Annotated in this window: 15 protein-coding genes and 1 riboswitch; of the genes, 6 read left to right on the forward strand and 9 right to left on the reverse strand. The window is 69.3% G+C overall.

What is annotated here, in order from left to right; genetic code table 11:
• The first annotated feature begins 172 nt into the window (after nt 1-172).
• The gene (locus tag ACFYOH_RS39870; RefSeq protein ID WP_388636065.1) at nt 173-1,615 is read left to right on the forward strand and encodes a PepSY-associated TM helix domain-containing protein; all 1,443 of its coding nucleotides are present in this window, start codon (nt 173-175) and stop codon (nt 1,613-1,615) included.
• A gap of 102 nt (nt 1,616-1,717) precedes the next feature.
• Here ACFYOH_RS39870 and ACFYOH_RS39875 read toward each other — a convergent pair whose 3' ends face one another.
• Together ACFYOH_RS39875 and ACFYOH_RS39880 are read right to left on the reverse strand one after the other, a co-directional pair.
• Nucleotides 1,718-2,335, reverse strand: coding sequence for a hypothetical protein (locus ACFYOH_RS39875; RefSeq protein ID WP_388636067.1), 618 nt, complete (start codon nt 2,333-2,335; stop codon nt 1,718-1,720).
• Nucleotides 2,316-2,723, reverse strand: a complete 408-nt coding sequence (locus ACFYOH_RS39880) for an ArsR/SmtB family transcription factor (RefSeq protein WP_388636069.1) — start codon at nt 2,721-2,723, stop codon at nt 2,316-2,318. The genes ACFYOH_RS39875 and ACFYOH_RS39880 overlap by 20 nt, the downstream gene beginning before the upstream one ends.
• A gap of 79 nt (nt 2,724-2,802) precedes the next feature.
• Nucleotides 2,803-2,993, forward strand: a riboswitch (cobalamin riboswitch).
• 26 nt (nt 2,994-3,019) lie between these two features.
• Here ACFYOH_RS39880 and ACFYOH_RS39885 point away from each other — a divergent pair.
• Complete coding sequence (locus tag ACFYOH_RS39885) at nt 3,020-4,129, forward strand: HoxN/HupN/NixA family nickel/cobalt transporter (RefSeq protein ID WP_388636071.1); 1,110 nt, start codon at nt 3,020-3,022, stop codon at nt 4,127-4,129.
• Nucleotides 4,130-4,298: 169 nt separating this feature from the next.
• Here ACFYOH_RS39885 and ACFYOH_RS39890 read toward each other — a convergent pair whose 3' ends face one another.
• Nucleotides 4,299-4,946, reverse strand: a complete 648-nt coding sequence (locus ACFYOH_RS39890; RefSeq protein ID WP_388636072.1) for a superoxide dismutase — start codon at nt 4,944-4,946, stop codon at nt 4,299-4,301.
• A 234-nt stretch (nt 4,947-5,180) separates the two neighbouring features.
• Here ACFYOH_RS39890 and ACFYOH_RS39895 point away from each other — a divergent pair, with 234 nt between their 5' ends.
• The 4 genes from ACFYOH_RS39895 (at nt 5,181) to ACFYOH_RS39910 (ending at nt 6,857) form a co-directional block, all read left to right on the forward strand.
• Nucleotides 5,181-5,534 (forward strand): PadR family transcriptional regulator, encoded by a 354-nt coding sequence (locus tag ACFYOH_RS39895; protein ID WP_388636074.1) that lies wholly within the window; start codon nt 5,181-5,183, stop codon nt 5,532-5,534.
• A gap of 12 nt (nt 5,535-5,546) precedes the next feature.
• Nucleotides 5,547-6,110 (forward strand): HAAS signaling domain-containing protein, encoded by a 564-nt coding sequence (locus ACFYOH_RS39900; protein ID WP_388636076.1) that lies wholly within the window; start codon nt 5,547-5,549, stop codon nt 6,108-6,110.
• A gap of 110 nt (nt 6,111-6,220) precedes the next feature.
• On the forward strand, nt 6,221-6,475 hold the full coding sequence (locus tag ACFYOH_RS39905; protein WP_116153569.1) for a PLD nuclease N-terminal domain-containing protein: 255 nt from the start codon (nt 6,221-6,223) through the stop codon (nt 6,473-6,475).
• Nucleotides 6,476-6,629: 154 nt separating this feature from the next.
• A complete protein-coding gene (locus tag ACFYOH_RS39910; protein WP_388636079.1) occupies nt 6,630-6,857 on the forward strand; it encodes a hypothetical protein in 228 nt (75 codons plus the stop codon).
• A gap of 12 nt (nt 6,858-6,869) precedes the next feature.
• On the opposite strand, the gene ACFYOH_RS39915 is transcribed toward ACFYOH_RS39910, so the two are convergent.
• The 6 genes from ACFYOH_RS39915 to ACFYOH_RS39940 form a co-directional block, all read right to left on the reverse strand.
• A complete protein-coding gene (locus tag ACFYOH_RS39915) occupies nt 6,870-7,373 on the reverse strand; it encodes a hypothetical protein (RefSeq protein ID WP_388636081.1) in 504 nt (167 codons plus the stop codon).
• A 6-nt stretch (nt 7,374-7,379) separates the two neighbouring features.
• Nucleotides 7,380-7,724 carry a transposase gene (locus ACFYOH_RS39920; RefSeq protein WP_388636083.1) on the reverse strand — a complete coding sequence of 115 codons (345 nt, stop codon included), beginning with the start codon at nt 7,722-7,724 and terminating at the stop codon, nt 7,380-7,382.
• Nucleotides 7,630-8,067 carry a transposase gene (locus tag ACFYOH_RS39925; protein WP_388636085.1) on the reverse strand — a complete coding sequence of 146 codons (438 nt, stop codon included), beginning with the start codon at nt 8,065-8,067 and terminating at the stop codon, nt 7,630-7,632. Before ACFYOH_RS39925 ends, ACFYOH_RS39920 begins: the two co-directional genes overlap by 95 nt.
• Before the next feature lie 128 nt (nt 8,068-8,195).
• Nucleotides 8,196-10,286: a SpoIIE family protein phosphatase gene (locus tag ACFYOH_RS39930; RefSeq protein ID WP_388636087.1), complete on the reverse strand. Its 2,091-nt coding sequence runs from the start codon at nt 10,284-10,286 to the stop codon at nt 8,196-8,198.
• A 481-nt stretch (nt 10,287-10,767) separates the two neighbouring features.
• Nucleotides 10,768-13,407, reverse strand: coding sequence for an MFS transporter (locus tag ACFYOH_RS39935; protein ID WP_388636089.1), 2,640 nt, complete (start codon nt 13,405-13,407; stop codon nt 10,768-10,770).
• A gap of 350 nt (nt 13,408-13,757) precedes the next feature.
• Nucleotides 13,758-14,390, reverse strand: coding sequence for a hypothetical protein (locus ACFYOH_RS39940; protein ID WP_388636091.1), 633 nt, complete (start codon nt 14,388-14,390; stop codon nt 13,758-13,760).
• Nucleotides 14,391-14,701: the final 311 nt, after the last annotated feature.

Below are 14,701 nucleotides of genomic sequence, written 5' to 3' on the forward strand. Positions count from 1 at the left end.
GCAACGCGAAGGCGGCCCACGTTCGGCGACTCCCTGCTCCAGTCGCTGCATGACGCCGGGCCGCCCGACCCTCGCGGCCGACCAGGTGCTTCACATCACACCAACGGCCTGGAACTCACCGTTCCGCTCAGCCGACAGCTGACGTGACACCCGTACGCCGCAGGAGCAGCCCATGTCCGTCGAACCGCCCATCACCGCCCCACCCCGCACGGCCAGCGATGCCGGTGAGCTGGCCCTGGGACCTGCTTCCGCGGCGGCTCCCTCGGTCCTGCGAACGCTGCGCCCGCTGGTGCTGCGCCTGCACTTCTACGCGGGCGTGCTCGTCGCGCCGTTCCTGCTGGTCGCGGCGGTCACCGGACTGCTGTACGCGGGCTCCTTCCAGGCCGAGAAGATCGTGTACGCCCATGAGCTGACCGTCCCGGTCGGCGACCACAAGCTGCCGATCTCCCAGCAGGTGGCCGCCGCCCGCAAGGCCCACCCCGAGGGCACCATCGCCGCCGTGCGGCCGTCACCGCAGCCGGATGCGACCACACGCGTACTGCTGTCCGGGGTGAAGGGCATACCCGCCGACCGCACACTCGCCGTGTTCGTGGACCCCTACACCGGCAAGGTACGCGGCGCGCTGGAGCAGTACGGCTCCACCGGCGCCCTGCCGCTGCGCACCTGGATCGACGAACTCCACCGCGACCTGCACCTGGGCGACACCGGCCGCCTGTACAGCGAGTTCGCCGCGAGCTGGCTGTGGGTGATCACAGGTGGCGGGCTGGTGCTGTGGTTCGGACGGCGCCGCGCCCGCCGCAAGGTGCGCGGCACCACCGGGCGGCGGCGCTCCCTGACCCTGCACGGCACGGTCGGCGTTTGGGCGGCAGGCGGCCTGTTCTTCCTGTCGGCGACCGGCCTGACCTGGTCCACCTACGCCGGAGCGAACATCGGCGACCTCCGCGAAGCCCTCGGCCAGTCCACCCCCTCCGTCACCGCGACGGTGAGCAGCGGGCACGAGGGACACGGCGCCATGGCGGGCATGGACATGAACGGCAAGGACATGGGCTCGCACCCCAGCGCACGCTCCGACGTGGGACTGGACGCCGTCCTGAAGACGGCCCGCGCCGAGGGCCTGTCCGACCCGGTGGAAATCGTGCCGCCCGCGGACTCCAACTCCGCCTACGTCGTACGGCAGATCCAGCGCAGCTGGCCCGAGAGGCAGGACTCGATCGCCGTCGACCCGGCCACCGGCAAGGTCACCGACGTCCTGCGCTTCGCCGACTACCCGCTGCTGGCCAAGCTCACCCGGTGGGGCATCGACGCCCACACCGGCACCCTGTTCGGCCTCGCCAACCAGATCGTGCTGGCCGGCCTCGCCCTGGCCCTGATCCTCCTCATCCTCTGGGGCTACCGCATGTGGTGGCAGCGCGGCCGCGGCTCCGCCTTCGGCCGCCCGCTCCCCCGCGGGGCCTGGCGACAGGTGCCGGTGTACGTGCTGATGCCCTGCGTCGCGGCGGTCGCCGTCGTCGGCTACTACGTCCCGCTGCTCGGGATCCCGCTCTCCGCCTTCCTCGTCGTGGACCTCCTCCTCGGCCGAATCTCTCGGCGCCGCACCAAGCACGCTCACGCCTGAACCGACCGGCCCGACCGACGAGCCCACGCCGCACGACGCCGCAGGGAGGAGTTCCGTGAGGGGCAGGCGAACAAGGACCAACTCGTCCACGGCCGCACCTGCCTAGAAGGACCGTCGCTTGCCCAATTCACGCCGCAGGTTGGCGAAAGCTGCAGCAGGAAATTCGCCGCCCCAGCCTGGAATGCGTCCTTCTGGTGCCGACTGCTGGACAGCGGAAAAGGCTTCTGCGAATGCGGTCAGGAAGGTCACCATCGGAAGCCGGGCCATGACGAGAGCGTCCCCGCGTACCGGCGCCCAGGGCGGGTCGGCCGGGGTGAGCCAGTCGGGGAGGCCGAGCTGGTGCACGACGATGGAAGCGTGGTCAGGTCCCGACCGCGCGATATCGAGGAACACTCCTCCCGGTTCGTCACCCCACAAGACCGACGCCACGATCGCACCCGAGGCGATCCGTGCCACTGCCTCAACGAGGTCGGTGAAGAAGTCGTCCTCGATGGACGTCGCCCGATATGCAGCGGCTTCTGCGCCTACGCGCAGCGCAAGGCGGCACCACCCGGCCCTGAACGTGAAGGAAACCTCCAACTGCCCGGTGAAGCCAGAGAGCACGGAAACCCCGGCCGGAAAAACCGGAGTGACGACACCGGGCGAGGAGCCGCTGTTGGTCCTGTCCGAGGCCGGCGGCAATCGCGCGCAGCTGCGATCCTCACCGTCGTCCTGCGCCACTTGCTTCTCGCGACATTGTGCTGTCGGGGCTTGCATCGTGTGACGTGCAGTGGTTCAGCAATGCCGAGAGGGAGCCGTCGACGAGGCGGTAGCGCACGACCCGGCCGTCCTTCTCGCCCTCCACGGCGCCCGCCGCCCGCAGCAGGCGCAGGGCCTGGGACACGGCGGTGTCCCGCATCCCGGTGGCGACGGCGAGGTCGGAGACGGCGATGGGGCCCGCCTCGTGGAGGGCGAACAGCAGGGCCAGGCGCCCGGGGTCGGAGAGGAGGGAGAAGCGGTCGGCCCAGGCGCGTACACGCTCGGGTTCGCCGACGGCTGCGATGGCGTCGCAGACCCGATGGCCGTCGATGGTCCGCTGCCCGGCACGTTCCGCGGGGACGAGATGCATGGCCCCATCATCGCAGTCACCGGCGCCCGCCTCCATACCTGATCAGTTGTGCAGCCTTGCAGCTTCGGCCAGCGGCCTTCTAGGGTGGGCGGGCCGTGGTGTTCGGGAAGACCGGTGACAGTCCCTCAGGGGCTCAGTCCGGAGCGGCCCTCGCCACTGTGATCGGGGAGTTCCCGCCCCATGCGTTGCCACTGGCCTCACGGCTGGGAAGGCAGGGGCGGGCGCGATGACCCGTCAGCCAGGAGACCGGCCACGGCAGCACGAAGCTGATCCACGAGGTGCTGGAGCGTGACCGTATGACCCTGCCCGAAGGCGTGCCCGAAACCGCCGTCGCTCCTTCCTTCCGCTGGCGCCGAGAGGACACCGTCCGCACCGCCGGCCTCCTGGCCGTCATCGTCGCTCTGCACGTGGTCGCCTTCGGCATCCTCTTCCTGTTGGTGGTCCCGCGCCACTACGAGGTCGGAACCAAGGCATTCGGGGTGGGTCTGGGCATCACGGCCTACACCCTCGGCATGCGGCACGCCTTCGACGCGGACCACATAGCCGCGATCGACAACACCACCCGCAAGCTGATGGCGGACGGCAAGCGGCCGGTGTCGGTGGGCTTCTGGTTCGCGCTCGGCCACTCCAGCGTGGTGGTCGCCATGGCCGCGCTGGTCGCCGGCGGCGCGAAGCTCGCCGGCAGCCTGATGAACGACGACTCCCGCACCCACCAGGTCCTCGGCACCGTCGGCACCACCGTCTCCGGCGGTTTCCTGTACCTGATCGCCGCCCTGAACCTGGTCGCCCTGGTCGGGATCGCGCGCGTCTTCAAGGCGATGCGGGCCGGGCAGTACGACGAGGCTGAGCTGGAGGCCCACCTCGACTCGCGCGGCTTCATGAACCGCATTCTGGGCCGGCTCACCAAGTCCATCCGCCGCCCCGGCCAGATGTTCCCGCTTGGCTTCCTCTTCGGCATCGGCTTCGACACCACCACCGAGGTGCTGCTTCTCGCCCTGGCCGGCAACGGCGCCGCCGCCGGCCTGCCCTGGTACGCGATCCTGTGCCTGCCGCTGCTCTTCGCCGCCGGTATGAGCCTGTTCGACACCCTCGACGGCACCTTCATGAACTTCGCCTACCAGTGGGCCTTCTCCAACCCCGTCCGCAAGGTCTTCTACAACCTCACCATCACCGGCCTGTCCATCGCGGTGGCCTTCTTCGTGGGCACCATCGAGCTGGTCGGGGTGCTGCACGACAAGCTGGGCCTGAGCGACGACGTCTCCGGCTGGATCGCCGGCCTGGACCTGGACAACGTCGGCTACGTCATCGTCGGCCTGTTCGTGGTCGTCTGGGTCGTGGCCATCGGCTACTGGCGGCTGGCCAGGGTCGAGGAACGCTGGAGCGCCCGCACTGCCGACACCGGCTGACGACACAGCCGCTGAGCCGGCGACCGACGCGCACCGGTGCGTCCCTGCGCCGGCAGCAGAAAGGCTCCCGCGGGCACATGTCCTCGCGGGAGCCCTCCGTTGTGCCGCCTGCCGACGTGAAGGGTGAGAAGACGATCACGAGGCAGGACGTCTGAGGTGTGTTACGGCGTCACGGCTTGAGCAGCAGGCTGTCGCCGCGCTCATTGGCGGCGGCGTAGCGCTTGGCCACGTCCTGCCAGTTGACGACCTGCCACACGGCTTCGATGAAGTCGACCTTCTGGTTCTTGTACTGGAGGTAGAAGGCGTGCTCCCAGGCGTCGAAGACCAGGATCGGGGTGGAGCCCTGGCCGACGTTGCCCTGGTGGTCGTAGACCTGTTCCACGATCAGCCGGCCGCTCAGCGGCTCGTAGGCGAGCACGCCCCAGCCGGAGCCCTGCGTGGTGGCCGCGGCCTTGGACAACTGGGCCTTGAAGCCGGCGAAGGAGCCGAAGGACTCGGTGATCGCGTCGGCCAGGTCACCGACGCCGTCCTGGGCCAGAGGCTCGCCGCCGCCGTCCTTCGGGCCGGTCATGTTCTGCCAGTAGATGCTGTGCAGGATGTGGCCCGAGAGGTGGAAGGCCAGGTTCTTCTCCAGGCCGTTGATCGAGCCCCACGACTCCTTCTCCCGCGCCTCGGCCAGCGGCTCCAGCGTGTCGTTGGCGCCCTTCACGTACGCCGCGTGGTGCTTGTCGTGGTGCAGCTCGATGATCTCCGGGCTGATGACCGGGGCGAGCGCCGAGTAGTCGTACGGAAGTTCCGAGAGCGTGTAAAGCGCCATGTCCAACACCCTCCCTATTATTGCAACTCGTATGCAGGTGCACACTGGCAGTAAGAACGGTACCTTGCGATCAGGCGTTGGACCTAGCTAGGGCCTGTCCGATGGGTCAGTGTGCGGTCGGCTCTATGTCCCGGATCGAGGGCTGCCAGCGTTGGTGAGTCGAGGTCCGACCGAATCCCGAGTGCACGGACATCATCTTTGGACTTCCAGGGATGACCAGGTACTGTGCAATGCATGGAACCTGACATCGCAGGTAAGCCGGCCGCGGGCAAGGCGGAGAGCCAGCTCCGCAAGGGGGTGCTGGAGTACTGCGTGCTTGCGATCTTGCGCCAGGGCCCGCGCTACGGCGTGGAGCTGCTCGAAACCCTCGGCGCGGTGAACGTCATGGTCACGAGCCAGGGGACCATCTATCCCTTGCTGTCGCGGCTGCGCCGTGACGGACTGGTGGAGACCCGCTGGCAGGAGTCCCCCAGCGGGCCCCCGCGGCGCTACTACGAGCTGACACCGTCGGGGCATGCGGCGCTGAAGGAGTTCACCGCCATCTGGCCGCACTTCCGTGACGCGGTCGACCACTTCATCACCGACTGACAGGAGACCGTCGTGACGATCACCGAGCACCCGCTGGTGAAGAGTTACCTGGCCGCCGTGGCGCGTGAAACGGCCGGGCTCAGCCCGGAGCGCCGGAACGAGCTGCTGGCCGACCTGGAGGAGCACATCGCCGTGGCACTCGCGGAAGAGTCCGCATCCGGCGACGACGCGGTCCGCACCGTGCTCACACGCCTCGGCGACCCGCGCACCATCGCGGCAACCGCACTCGGTGACGAGCCCCCCGCCCGGCAAACGGGCCGAGGACGCACCCGCGCCCTGCTGGTACTGCTGGCGGCGACCGGCCCCCTGACGCTCTTCGCACCCCTGCTGGGCGTCTCTGCCCTGATCGGCGCGATCTGGTGGCTGTGGACCGCGCCGCAGTGGCGCAGCCGGGACAGGGCGATCGCGACGGCGGCGGCCCTCGTGCCGCTGCTGTTCGCGGTGTCGCAGTGGGTGCTCTCCGCGGGGACGCTGAACTTCGGCCTCGGAGTATTCGTCCTTGTCCTCCTGATCGTCCCGCTGCTCCCGGTCGCCGCCGCCGTCTACCTGCTGCGGTCCGCACAGCACCCGTCGTGACAGGGGCTCTACCTGGACACGGCCGGCACCCCGAAACGGCTGGACCGCCATGAACCGGGGCCCCGGACCGGGCACCCCAAGAATTCCCGCACCAACACGAGGAACGAACGATGCAAGGACAGCTCGCACACCAGATAGCTCTTGCCCCTACCGGCACTGTCGTGATCGCCTGCGCCGGAGCTGCTGTGGTCGCCAGTGCTCTCGCGCTGTACTTCGGCGCTCTGCTCGGCATCGTCAGGTCCGACCTCACCGGAGGGATGAAGCTGGTCTGGCTCGTCTTCGCCCTCATGGCCCCGTTCCTCGGGAGCCTGCTCTGGTTCCTCATCGGTCGCCGCGACGCCCAGCGCCGGCCGAGCATCGTCTGATTCCAAGAGCGTCCCATCGACGTCTTCGTGATCGGGTGGTCACTGGGCCGATGCCGTGGCATGGCCCGGTTGGGGACCTGATTGCGCTGCCCACCACGCAGTTCGCGCGGGAGACGGGCGCACTACCACGACGGCTTATACGAAAGGTGGAGACATGGCCAAACCTGTTCGCGCGGCTCTACGGGGCGTGTGGATCAAATGCAACTTCTGTCGGGGTGACCTGTTCAGGGACCGCGAGGTGAAGCTCAACAGCTCCGGCCTTGAGTTCATGAACCTGGGCTGGGCGAACGAGTCGGCAACCGGCCTGATCTGTTGGAACTGCGGCTATGTGCATCTGTTCGTGAACAGGGATCTTGAACTGTACAAACAGAAGAAGGGCTGAGTCCCTGGCAGGTCATGCGCGCAGCCAGAGGGGAAGGGACGCGACGGCCACAGCGCCATGAAAGACGTTCGCTGAACGGAAAATCTCTCTTCGGGAGGGCAGGCGGCAGCATCCGGGCCGCTTGCGGACCGGATGTCGGGGGCGTGCGTGTGGTTGGGGTGCGGCGGGGGCGAGCGTCACCTGGTGGCCGAGGGCCTGGAGCTGGCGGACGAGATCGCGGGTCTTGCGGGCGGAGTTGAGGTGACGGTGGTGCCAGTCGGCGCCGAGGCCGTGACAGGGGACGTCGGGGTCGTTCAGCAGGTGCCAGGTGATCACGAGGATGGACCGGGCGACCGCGACGACGGCGTTGGGGTGGCCGCGGCGTTTGACGATGCGGCGGTAGCGGGCGCCGAGGAAGGTGCCGGTGCGGGCGGCGCTGGTTGCTGCCTCGCCAAGGGCTCCCTTGAGCCACGGGTTGCCCTTCCCGGCCGGACCGGTGCTGTTCTTCGCGCCGGACTGGATGGTGCGAGGGCGCAACCTGGCTCAGGAGATGAGGTGTTGGGGGGTGAGGAAGCGGCTCATGTCTGTGCCGATCTCCGCGAGGATGATCTGGGCGGTGGCCGGCCCGACCCCCGGGATGGCATCCAGCCTCTCGACCAGCTGCTGCGCGGTGTGGCTGGTGCCGTCGGTGTCCGTGCCGGGCGGGCGGACCCCGTCAGGAGGCGGGTCGGTGAGCCGGCCCAGGGCCTGGGTGATCAACTGGTCGAACTCGCTGATCTGGGTGGTGAGGTGGTCAACGGTGGTCAGCAGCACGCGCAGCAGGCGGGCGTGGTGGTCTTCGAACTGCCCGGTGAGGGCCTCGATCAGAGCCGGTTTCTTGCTGGCCATGCGGCCGCGGGCGAGGTCTGCGAGGGTGCGGGGGGCGCTGGACGGCGATCAGGGCGTCGAGCATGGCCCGGCCCGACACGCCGAATAGGTCGGAGACGACAGTAGACAGTTTGATCTGCGCGTCCTCCGGGAGCTTCTCGACCCGCTGCTTGTGGCGGGTGCGTTCCTGGGTGAACACGGTGCGGGCGCGGGTGAGGTCCCGCAGCTGCCGCACGGGCTGCGGCGGGACGAACGAGGCCTGCATCATGCCGCGTTCGGCGAGTTTGGCCAGCCAGACCGCGTCCAGCTTGTCGGTCTTGGGCCGGCCCGGGCGAAATCCCCCAACCACAACTCCCTCCCCCACAACTGATCGCTACACACCGTAGCCAGTGCGCGCGCAGGGAACGCAGGGTGGCCAGTGTGATCTGGCCCTGGCCCGCCGGGGCTCGCCGGCACGGCCGGCCGACGACAATCCGGGCGCCCTCGGTGTCGCTATGACCGCTGTTGGGGACGGGGCGAGGTTGCGGGCGGGAGAGTCTGCTCGGCCCAGACGGTCTTGCCGTCGAGGGAGTAACGGACGCCCCAGTTCTGTGCGAGTTGGGCGATGATGAACAAGCCGCGCCCGCCTTCGTCGATGGTTTTCGCGTGGCGCAGCCGTGGCGCGACGGCATTGCAGTCGTGGACTTCGCAGGTGAGCGTGCGGTCCTTGATGAGCCGCAACTGCACAGGCGGTGTGCCGTAGCGGATGGCGTTGGTGACCAGTTCGCTGACGATCATTTCGGTGGTGTAGGCGGTTTCCTCGTCCACTCCCCAATGGCTGAGCTGGTGTTGGGTGTGGGTGCGCGCCGTGGCGACGGCTTTGGGGTGGGGGTCGAGATGCCATGCGGCCACCTGGTCCGCGGGGAATGTGTGGGTGCGGGCGAGGAGGAGGATGACGTCGCCGTGGCGGGTGTCGTTCCGCAGCCGGTAAAGCACGTCGTCACACAGATCCTGCAGTGGCCGGTCAGTGTGGGCCAGCACCCGTTGGAGGGTCTCCGGGGACTGGGAGGTATGCAGGAGGGATGGCGTGTAGAAGGCGAGGACACTGCCGTCGCGGAGAGAGACCGTGGTGGCAGCGAAGGGGGGTCCTTCGGTCCTGCCCAGGGGAGGTCCGCTCGGTAGGTGAGGGATCTCGGTGCTCCCATCGGGATGGGCGATGACGGGTGGGGGGTGGCCGGCCAGTGCGATGGTGCAGGTCCCAGCGATCGGGTCGTAGACCGCGTACGCGCAGCTTCCCGTGAGCGGCATGGGGTCGCCGGGCGGCAGAGCCGCGCGTTCCTGGGCCAGGCTGATCGCGGTGTCGTTGAGGCGGGCGAGGAGCTCGTCGGGCTCCAGGTCGAGCGCGGCCAGGGAGCGGGCGGCGGTCCCTATCTGTCCCATGGTGGTGGCCGCATGGATGCCTTGGCCGACTACTTCGCCGACCACCAGTGCAGTGCGGGCGCCGGACAGGCCGAATGTGACGAACCCGCCGCCTCCGCCGGTTTCAGAAGGCACCAGTATGTGCGCGGTTTCAACGGTCGCCTGCGTCGCAACCTCGGGAAGCAGCAGGTGGCGCTGGATCGTCAGGGCGATGGTGTGTTCGCGGGTGTAACAGCGGGCGTTGTCGATGCACAGTGCGGCGTGAGCGGCCACTGCGTCGGCGAGGGTGACATCGCCCTGGTCGTAGACGTCGCCCTGGTTGGTGCGGTATAGGCTCATCAGTCCCAGCACCTTTCCCCGCAGGGTCAGGGGAGTGGTGATAAGGCTGTGGGCACCGGACGCGCGGATCGCTTCGGCGTGCTGCGGGACGGCCGCCAGCCAAGGTGTTTCGGGGCCCAGGGCGACGAGGCGCGGCTTGAGGTCGGTCAGCGTCTGGGCGTAGGGCGTCGGGAACGGCAGAGCGCGCACGTCACCCACCGGATGTGCCTGGACCTGGTCCTCGCCGCCACTGCTGGCGAAGGCGGCACGGCGCAGCGGCACCTCCCGGCCGAGAGGACTCGGCGGAGGTTCCTCGCCACGCGCCACTGCCTCCACCACTTCCACCACAGCGATGTCGGCGAGGTCCGGCACCACCGCCTGCACCAAATCCTCGCAGGTGGCCACAACGTCGAGGGTCTGTCCCACGCGGTCGCGCACCGAGCCGAGGACGCGCAGACGGGCGCGTACCTTCTCGCACTCGGTGACACCAAGTATCTCCGTCAGCACTCCCAAGATCCTGCCCCGCGTGTCCTCAAGACGAGATGCCGAGACGGAGAACCGGTACTCCGGGCCCGGCACGCCCTTCGGACGCACCCCCACTCGTCGCCCCCGGGCGGGCGCGCCGCTCTCCAGCACGCCGTGCAGCATCGCCTCGACCTCACCGGGCGCGGAAAGGTCATATACGTCGGTGAAGTGCCGGCCCAGGATCTCTTCAGGGGGACCCGATTTCAGGACCGGCGTGTTGACCTTGATCCATAGGATCCGCAGTTCCGTGTCCAGGACCATCAGGCCAGTCGGGGATTGGTGGAACAGAGCTTCCAGTACTGCCGCACCCTCGACGGGCGAAATGGCTTCGTTGTGCGCCACGGCAACCCACCTCCACCATCCAGACTGCGCCCGGCTCCTGCGCGCCGCGCCCGCGCATCGCGCGACGTGCCCGGACATGCCGCCAGATCTCCGCCGCGATCGGCTTCGCCGTCCTGGTCGCGGTGGTCGGCTCCCACGTCGGTGCCACCTCACGTCACGACTTCCGGATCGCCCGGTGCGCAGCCGCCGTAGTGAGCCTGGCGACGTCGGCGATCGGTATGCACCTCAGCCGCGGCGGCGGCTCGGACCAGACGGCGCCCACCGCATCGCAGAAGCCGGAGGCGGTGCGCAGGCTCTGGCGGACGCGTCCTGCCCCGGCAGTCCCGCCCTCCCACCGTCCCAGACAGCGCCTGACCACTATGTGTGACTGGTGCGGCTGGTGTCTGAGCCTGGACTCCCCAGGGCCGAGAGGCCGGCTGATCTAGCACCGCGACCGCGGCGTCGCCACCCCCGTGTTCCATGGCGCAGCGGGCCGTTGCCGCTACCGGGACTCCTCCTGGTGGGACAGCTCGACGTCGAAGCCGGTGACGCCGCTGCCGTCCAGGCGCACCGACGCGGCGACCGGGGCGTAGCCGCCGGCGATGACGGTGTACTCGCCGCCGTCGAGGTCGGTGAATCCGTAGGCGCCGTCGGAGCCGGTGATCGTGGTGCCGACCACGTTCCCGGCCGAGTCCAGCAGGGTGACCTTGGCGTCGTGGAGCGGCCGGCCGGTCGCGGTGCTGACGACGCCGTGGAGCCGGGCGCCGGGTTCGAGGCGGATCTCGCAGACGTCGGCGCCGCCCGGGGTGACATCGACCGGGAGGGCGGCCGGGCGGTGTCCGGGCGCGTTCACCACGAGCGTGTAGCCGCCGGGTACCAGATCGGTGAGCACGAAGGCGCCGTCGGCGGCCGAGGTGCCGGAGGACACGACCTCGCCGCGCACGTCGGTGGCGACCAGCAGGGCTCCCGGCAGCGGGCGCCCCTCGACGGCCTCCCGGACCGTCCCGGTGAGCGCGACGGTGCCGCTGAGCACGAGGTCGCACTCGACCGGCTCGTCGCCGACCAGGACCGTGACCGCCTGCGGCTGCCGGGCACCGGCGGCGCCGATCAGCACGTACGTGCCGGGGCCGGTGACGGACATCGCGTAGTCTCCGTCCGCGCCGCTGACGGCGCGGCCGAACTGCCGTCCGTTGACGTCGATCAGGGTGATGACGGCCTGTGACACCGGCGCGCCCGCGCCGTCCAGCACCCGTCCGTGGACGCCGTGCGACGGGGCGCCGGGGACGGGTGCGAACCGATCGGCCGGCTCGGTGACGGGCTGCGTCCTTCCGGCCGGGGCGTCGGCGGCGGTCTCGGCGGTGGTGCGCTCCGTGGCGGCCGGCTCGGTGGCCGGGGTCGAGGCGGGCCCGGCAGCCGTGGTCTCGGCCGGCTCCGGGGCGGGGCCGGCGCTCTCCTCGGCGGCCTGTGCCTCCAGTCCGGAGACCTTGCGCAGCGGCACCTCCTTGGTCCACACCGCGACCAGGAAGGCCAGGACCATCACGGCCGCCGCGATGAGGAAGACGAGCTGCATCGAGTCGGTGAAGCCGACCTTGAACGGCTGAGCGAGACGCGGGTCGAGCTGCTGGATGAAGGAGGAGTCGTCGAGCACGCCCGAGCCGCTCCCGCCGCCCGCGCCGGGGTGCTTGAACATCTCCAGCACCGGCGCGTTCGCGGGGTTGTGCCGTACGGCCGGGTCATGGAGCGCGGCCTGGAACGCGGGCGTCTGCGCGGCGGACCGGAAGGCCGAGCTGATCTTGTCGCCGACCGTGCTGAACAGCACGGAGAGGAAGACCGCGGTGCCGGCGGTGCCGCCCATCTGCCGGAAGAAGGTGGCCGACGCGGTCGCCACGCCCATGTCCTTGGGCTCCACGGCGTTCTGCACGGCCAGCGTCAGGATCTGCATGCATCCGCTGAGGCCGATGCCGAACAGGGCCATGTAGGCCATGGTCTGCGGCAGTGCCGTGTTCCACTCCACCCGGTAGTGGAACAGCAGCATGGCGGCGATGATCAGCAGGGTGCCGATGACCGGGAAGACCTTGTACTTGCCGGTCTTCTGGATGATGCGTCCGACCACGATGGTCCCGGCGATCATGCCGACCATCAGCGGCAGCATCAGCAGGCCCGACCTGGTGGGGCTGACACCCTTCACGATCTGCAGGTAAAGCGGGATCATCATCATCCCGCCGAACATGCCCATGCCGATCAGCACGGACATCAGGCTCATCTTGCTGAACACCGCGCCGCGGAACAGCCGCATCGGGATCAGGGCCTCCTCGCCCATGGCCCGTTCGACGAGGACCCACACCAGCAGGCCGACCGCGCCGACCGCGTAGCAGACGTAGGCCTTCGGGGAGGTCCAGCCCCAGCTCTGGCCCTGCTCGGCCACGAGCAGCAGCGGCACCACGCCGACGGCGATGGTGAGCGCGCCCCACCAGTCGATGCGGTGCTCGCGCCGGGTGTGCGGGAGGTTCAGGACCTTGGCGACGACGAACAGCGCGATGATGCCGACCGGCACGTTGACCAGGAACACCCAGCGCCAGCCGGCGATGCTCAGGATGCTGCTGCGGCCCGCGAGGAAACCGCCGATCAGCGGGCCGAGCACGCTGGAGGAGCCGAACATGGCGAGCATGTAGCCCTGGTACCGGGCGCGCTCACGGGGCGGCACGATGTCACCGATGATCGCCAGCGCCAGTGACATCAGACCGCCCGCGCCGATGCCCTGGAAGGCCCGGAAGGCGGACAGCTCCGTCATCGAGGTGGCGAACGAGCAGGCCGCCGAGCCGGCGATGAAGATCGTGATGGCCGCCAGGAAGAAGGGCTTGCGGCCGTAGAGGTCGGACAGCTTTCCGTACAGCGGCGTGCTGATGGTGGAGGTGATCAGGTACGCGGTGGTGACCCACGCCTGCGCGCTGAGCCCGTGCAGATCGTCGGCGATCGTGCGGATCGAGGTGCTGACGATGGTCTGGTCGAGCGCCGCGAGGAACATGCCCAGCATCAGGCCGCTGAGGATCGTCATGATCTGACGGTGCGTCAGCCTGCCGGCCGGCGCCGACGCGGATATCGCTTCGGTTCCCCCACGAGCCGGGGATGCGGACGTGGTCATGCGTGCGGATCTCCTTGCCTCGCCTCGCCGGCCGGGCCCGGCCCGGCTTCGAGACTCTGTGTGGGTGCGGTCGACCGGATCGTCGTCGAGGCGCGGCAGCGGACGGGTGAGACGGTCGACACGCACGTTCCGTTGCTTGCGGCTACCAACTGAGTGTAGATCCTGGCTGCGGCGGGCTGTGCCACACCCATGTCAGGTGGAGTGTCGCGCGCGGACGGCCCTTCCCGCGGCGTGGTGGCGGGTGACCCGGTCAGCACCTCCTGCGCCGGACAGTCCCCCCCGGTCGCCCGCCCCCGCTCGCCCAGCGCGCACGAATTCCTCACTGCGGCATCCGGACGAGCCGCCCGACGTCAGTAACGCTGGGCCTTGGCGAGGGCTGCTGTCAGCTTCGTCTCCGGTGGCTGGTGGCTGGAGGCGATGGGTTGGTCCTTCTTCCCGGGTTCCAGGTGCTCCGCCCCGACGTACCGCGTCTCGACCACCTTGCCGGCCGCGTCCTTGAAGTCGACCTGAACCGCGTAGGAGGCCGCGCTGCCGGTCTTGTTGGTGATGGTGACCAGGACGGCGAGCACTCCGCCGGTCCGTGACCTGGGGATGCCCGTCATGGCTACCTCGGAGAGCGCGTTGCCCCGGCCTTTGACGTTCTTCAGCTCCTTTTCCGCCGCCGCACTCCTGCGCTGGGTCTCGGCGTCCACCGAGGCCTCGAACTCGGAGGCGCGAGCCGAGGCGGAGGATGCCGCGGCGGAGGCGGACGCCCGGGCCGAGCCGATCGCCGAGGAGGCCGAGGACGCCAGAGCCGACGGTGGCGCACCGGAGAACGACGAGACGTTCGGTGTACGGGGAGTGCCGGCAGGGGTCGCGGAGCCGGCGCTCCCGCCGTTGCCGCAGCCGACGAGACCGCCGGCGAGGAGCAGGCTGCCGAGCGCGCTCCCCACGATGATCCGGCGCCGGGCCCTCGCGGAGCCTTTGGGGGGAGTCACGGACATGGTGCCATCCAAGGGGTCGATGGTCTGGGTCTTCCATCGTGAGACCCCGATTTACCCCTCGCGAGTCGACTCCGAAGCCCCGCCGGAGGGGCTCTGCGTGTGATGCCACCCATAGGAGCCAGATCACATCCTAGCGAGGGCCGTACCAGCTCCACTCAGCCGACCTGCATGGAAGTCACCATTTAACAGCTCATTTCGGACATTGCTACGGAGTTAGGTAGTACGTCACATCATTGCGTCGCGCTCAACCGGCCCGTAAACATTGCTGTCGTCGCCGGGACACACCGGCCGGACCGAGCGGGACACCGCCG

The organism is Streptomyces sp. NPDC007856, assembly GCF_042868225.1.
Lineage (GTDB): Bacteria > Actinomycetota > Actinomycetes > Streptomycetales > Streptomycetaceae > Streptomyces.